A 5574-nucleotide genomic window follows, 5' to 3' on the forward strand; every position below is an offset into this window, starting at 1 on the left:
ACTAAAAGTGGGGAAATTTTAAAGCTCAACGGGAAATGGGAATTTTACTGGGGAGAACTTCTAACCCCAGAAACGATTAAAAATCCGGAAACTCGCCCTTCATATATAGATGTACCTGCTATTTGGAATAATTTATACATTCAAGGTCGCGATTTAGACGGACAAGGTTACGCCACATACCGACTAAAAATACTTCTAAACAACCCCCCTGAAAATTTAAGCTTAGATATACCCAATGTTTACTCAGCCTACAAACTATTTGTAAATGGCCACGAAATAGCGCAAAATGGAAGCATTGGCATTGATAAAGCCACCAGTCAGCCAGAGTGGAATCCAAAGCTGAAAATTTTTCAGTCTAGTGATACCGTAGAAATTATCTGCCAGGTGTCTAATTACCATCACGAAAGAGGCGGCATACATAAACCTTTATTCATTGGCGACTTTGACAATATTTCTAGTCTAAGGGAAAAAAGAATTGTTGCCAACATGATGCTCACAGGTGGCCTCATCGTATTAGCAGGATTTTTCATTGTATTTTTTGCGCTCCGTCCTCAAGAGCGCTCTTCGCTTTACTTCGGTTTATTTTGTCTGTTATGGGCTGTTAGATCGGTATTTTCCAATATTTATTTGGTGTCATCATTTTTTGATTTGTCGTGGTCATTTGCACTGAGGATCGAATACCTGTCACTCTATACCAGTGTTTTATTTGGCGTTTTATTTCTCAATGAAGTTTTTAACAAGAATGGCAACCAACTGGTAAAATCAATCATCATAATTGTTAGTTGTATTTTTGTTGCACTCACGATCATGCTTCCTACGGTGCTTTTCACCCAATTACTACCGGCCTATCAGATTTTTGTCGCCATCAATCTGGTTTACGCTATTTATATGATCACAAAAGCCTTATTTGAAAACCAGGCAGAAGCATGGTTTTCTGCCATGAGTATGCTTATGGGAGTTGCTCTATTTGGTTATGAAATGATCAACTACTTACTCATTCTAAAGCTTAACCTGGTATTTTTAAATGTAGCTTATTTGTCGGTATTCTTTTTAAATTCCCTGGTATTGGCTTATCAGTTTGTAGAGACTTACAAGCAAGCTCATGACAAGGCCCTGCAGGAAGCCGATAAAAAAACCGGTTGGGTAAGAGGTAAGCGACTTCAGGTATAGCAAAAACTCAAAGCTACATTACAGGATTTTACAAATAGCTGCATACCTTTATGCTATGAGTAAACCAGAAAAAAAGTTATTCCTTTTAGACGCGTATGCGTTAATATATCGTGCCCATTTTGCTTTTAGTAGAAATCCCAGAATAAGCTCCAAAGGCATAAATACCGGAGTGATGTTCGGTTTTACCAATACGCTTTTAGAAATCATACAAAAAGAGCAGCCTACTCACATTGCGGTTGCTTTTGACACCTCTGCTCCGACTTTCAGGCATGAGCAGTACAAAGAATATAAAGCCAATCGCCAGGAAACCCCTGAAGATATAAAAACAGGCATACCGGTGGTTAAAGACATAGTCAAGGCGTTTAATATACCTATTTTGGAAATCGATGGCTATGAAGCTGATGATATTGTAGGCACTATAGCTAAAAAGGCAGCAAATGCCGGTTTTGAAGTGTTTATGATGACCCCTGACAAAGACTTCGGTCAGTTGGTGGAAGAGCATGTATACCTATACAAACCATCTTATATGGGTAATGCTGTAGATGTAATGGGGGTTGAAGAGGTACTGAAAAAATGGGATATAGAAAGAATAGACCAGGTTACAGACATGCTTGGTTTACAAGGCGATGCTTCTGACAACATCCCGGGCATACCAGGAATTGGACCAAAAACTGCCTCTAAGCTAATTAAAGAATACGGTTCTGTAGAAGGGTTGGTCGAAAACGTGGATAAGCTCAAAGGAAAGCAAAAAGAGAATGTAGAGAATTTTGGCCAGCAAGGCATAATGTCTAAAGAGCTGGCTACCATAAATATTGAGGTTCCCATCGAATTCAACGAAACTGACTTGCTTTATGACGGCCCTAATGAAGAGTTGCTTAAGCCTATTTTCGAAGAATTAGAGTTTAAAACAATCATAAGAAGGGTTTTTGGAGAAGAAATGAAGTCTGGCTCCACCACACCTTCTAATGATGGACAACTCTCTATGTTTAGCGAAGCCAGCAAAGAAGCAATTGACGTTGATACCTCAGAAAAAGTAATCGAAAAGACTCGGCTCGACCTTGAAAAGGTATCCTATAAGCTCATCCATAAAAAAGAAGAGCTAGCTGATTTAGCCAAACAACTTTCGGAACAAAAAGAATTTTGCTTCGATACAGAAACAACAGGTATCGATGCTTTCGAAGCCGAGCTGGTGGGTATTGCTTTCTCTTTCAGAAAAAATGAAGCCTATTATGTACCGGTACCGTCATCCCATGAAAAGGCCCAAGAAATACTTCACCTGTTCAAGACACCTCTTGAGAGTGAGAAAATTAAAAAGATCGGACAAAACCTGAAATACGATATTTTAGCGCTCAAAAAATACGAGATCGATGTAGCCGGACATATTTTTGATACTATGTTGGCTCACTATATTATAGAGCCGGAAACAAAGCACAGTATGGATGTGATGGCCGAGCAGTACCTCAACTACATTACCATACCGATCACAGATATCTTAGGCCCTAAAGGTAAAAAGCAGAAAAATATGCGTGACATCGACCCGGAAGAGGTGGTAAACTACGCATGCGAAGACGCTGATATCACGCTGCAGCTAAAAGAGGCGTTGGTAAAAGAGCTGGATGAGAGACTCACTAAACTGCTAGATGAGATTGAGCATCCCTTGGTATATGTATTGGCTCAAATGGAATTTGAAGGTGTTAAAGTAGACCAATCAGCTTTAGAGTCTATGTCAAAAGAGCTTCAGGAAATAAGCCTGGCTGCCCAAGAAGAAATTTTCAAAATCGCTGGACAAGAGTTTAATATTGCTTCTCCCAAACAACTTGGGGAAATATTATTTGACAAACTAAAACTTGTCGACAAGCCAAAAAAGACCAAATCAGGGCAATATGCAACAGGTGAAGAAATATTGAGCCGCTTGGCCAATGAGCATGACATCGCCAATAAAATCTTAGAATTTAGAGAGTACCAGAAGTTAAAATCAACATATGTAGATGCTCTCCCTAAAATGATAAGTAATAGAGATGGCCGCATACATACAGATTACGGACAGGCAGTGGCCGCTACAGGTAGGTTAAGCAGTAATAATCCTAACCTTCAAAACATCCCCATTAGAACTAAAAAAGGGCGTGAAATAAGGAAAGCCTTTGTACCTAAAGATGACAATCACGTCTTGCTGGCAGCGGATTACTCTCAAATAGAGTTGAGAATCGCGGCAGCTTTTGCTAAAGACCAAGACATGATGGATGCCTTTAAAAACGGCCGTGATATTCATGCTACTACTGCTGCAAAGGTATTTGGAGTATCCGTAGACGATGTCGACCCTAATATGAGAAGAAAAGCCAAAGAGGTGAACTTTGGTATTATTTATGGCATCTCAGCATTTGGTCTTTCTCAAAACCTAAACATACCACGATCTGAGGCTAGCGATATTATCAAGGCTTATTTCAAGGAGTTTTCATCTATCAAAAACTACATGGACTCTTGTATAGCAAAAGCTAAAGAGGATGAGTATGTAGAGACCATAATGGGCAGAAGGCGGTATCTGCGAGATATCAACAGTCGAAATGCCACCATGAGAGGTTATGCTGAACGCAACGCCATAAACGCCCCAATTCAGGGTAGTGCGGCAGATATCATCAAGATTGCTATGGTAAGAGTGCAGGAGTGGCTAAAGGCTGAAAACCTTAAAACCACCATGATCATGCAGGTACATGATGAATTGGTATTTGAAGTACCAAAAGATGAGCTCGAAACGGTGCGTCCGAAGATTATTGAATTGATGAAGAATGCCGTGGAGATTGAAGTACCGATGGAAGTTGAAGCTGGAATTGGTGACAATTGGCTCAAGGCACATTAAGATACTTCTCATGCATCTTTTGAGGATTATTTGCATAATCTTCCTGTTAGGACTGAGCTTCAAGGGTATCAGCCAGACACCGAATAACGACATGGCAAATGCCGAACAGCTTACCTTGAGTAATTTCGTAAGCTCATTTACGGATGGAAACACCGTAGAAAGTGCTTGTGTTGATGAATCACTAACAGGAAAATGCATCGACTACCATAACGATCAGTGGTTTTATTTCAATTCTGGCAATCAAAATAGGTTGTATGTAAACATCTTCGACCAAAAATGTCGGGACATGCGAGGTGTGCAGCTTGTTGTATTGCAAGGTGAGTTATGCGACCCTACAACTTACCAAATCCTTAATTGCACCTCTTTGGCCACTCAAGACGATATATTTATCGAAGTAGATGTTGAGCCTAACCAATATTACTGGCTCAATGTAGACGGCTATCTTCACGACTACTGTGAGTTCTTTATAGAAGTCAGTCCGGCCCCCAGAGGGATTTCAAAAAATCTATACCCTCTTGACTCAGTTAAATTAAATGGGCGTGAAAATATCTTTGCCATCTCGTGGCGGATACCAGACAGCCTATCACACACGGTGCTATCAACGCAGATTTTGAGGAAGACAATTGCTGATTTTAAATATGATTCTATAAGTACCCGCACAGTGAAATATAATGCCTTTGGTGACATGACCAATCGCTATGCATTTAGTGACACGCTTTTACGGCCCGGAAATTACCAATATCGATTAGCCTTAGCACTCAATGATGGAAAAAAGCTATTTGCCGGAGATTATGACTTTAAAACCCCTGTACTGTACAATGTAGATCATCAATCAATTATTTCTATACCACTTGACTACAGGCGGGGGTCACACTTGAGGCTTAACATACGAGATGCTTACTCCAGAGAAATGCTCAACAGTATTGAAATCAATTTTGATCCTAAAAAGCACAGTCCTTATCTACTTTTCAAAAACAAGTACGCAAAATACAAAGGATTGGAAGTTGAGGTCATTAACCTGGACATGAATCATACGAAAAGCTACTTTTTTAACCTAGAGTAGCAAATTGCTGTTCACTCTTTTCAATTTAAAGCACTAAGCTATTTTTTAAGTAAACTCGAGTCTGTATCTTAATAGACTTGTATAGACTGACTTTCATATTATTACTGCTTTCTTTCTCTTCTTTTGCCCAAGTGGATAGCCTTGAGCATGCGCTGAAATATGTGGATAATCAAAGCGACAAAATTGATATACTGATTGAGTTATCTGAGGAGCTCTACAGGCAAGACTCTTTAAAATCCAGCGAATATGCATCAGAAGCTATCAAGAGCTATTCATTATTAAGCCGTGAAGCTCAACTGCAATACGCCACAAAGCTCGCTTATAAACTATATTACCAGAGAGGTCTTGACATTGCCTTGAGCGCACTGCAATCGACAGAGCACCTATTGAAGCAAGATAGCCTTTCTGCCGAGTGGTTTTACAGGAAGGGAAGCATTAAATATAGAAAAGGCAATAAAAGCGATGCTTTAAAAGAGTTTCAAAAGAG

The 5574-nt window shown here is 39.8% G+C and carries 4 protein-coding genes; all 4 read left to right on the forward strand.

From position 1 onward, the window contains the following. On the forward strand, positions 1 to 1170 hold a 1170-nt coding region (locus E1176_RS07205), incomplete at its 5' end, for a 7TM-DISM domain-containing protein (RefSeq protein WP_155209930.1). 55 nt (positions 1171 to 1225) lie between these two features. Then, complete coding sequence (gene polA / locus E1176_RS07210) at positions 1226 to 4024, forward strand: DNA polymerase I (protein WP_155209931.1); 2799 nt, start codon at positions 1226 to 1228, stop codon at positions 4022 to 4024. 91 nt (positions 4025 to 4115) lie between these two features. Continuing rightward, positions 4116 to 5087, forward strand: a complete 972-nt coding sequence (locus E1176_RS07215) for a hypothetical protein (protein ID WP_155209932.1) — start codon at positions 4116 to 4118, stop codon at positions 5085 to 5087. Between the two features lie 77 nt (positions 5088 to 5164). Next, a partial coding sequence (locus tag E1176_RS07220) for a hypothetical protein (protein WP_155209933.1) occupies positions 5165 to 5574 on the forward strand: 410 nt, incomplete at its 3' end.

Source organism: Fulvivirga aurantia, assembly GCF_009711475.1.
GTDB classification, from domain to species: Bacteria; Bacteroidota; Bacteroidia; order Cytophagales; family Cyclobacteriaceae; genus Fulvivirga; species Fulvivirga aurantia.

Excerpts from the sequence above, each read along its gene's own strand:
- polA (WP_155209931.1), top strand. The coding sequence starts at position 1,226 with ATGAGTAAACCAGAAAAAAAGTTATTCCTTTTAGACGCGTATGCGTTA.
- E1176_RS07215 (WP_155209932.1), top strand. The coding sequence starts at position 4,116 with ATGGCAAATGCCGAACAGCTTACCTTGAGTAATTTCGTAAGCTCATTT.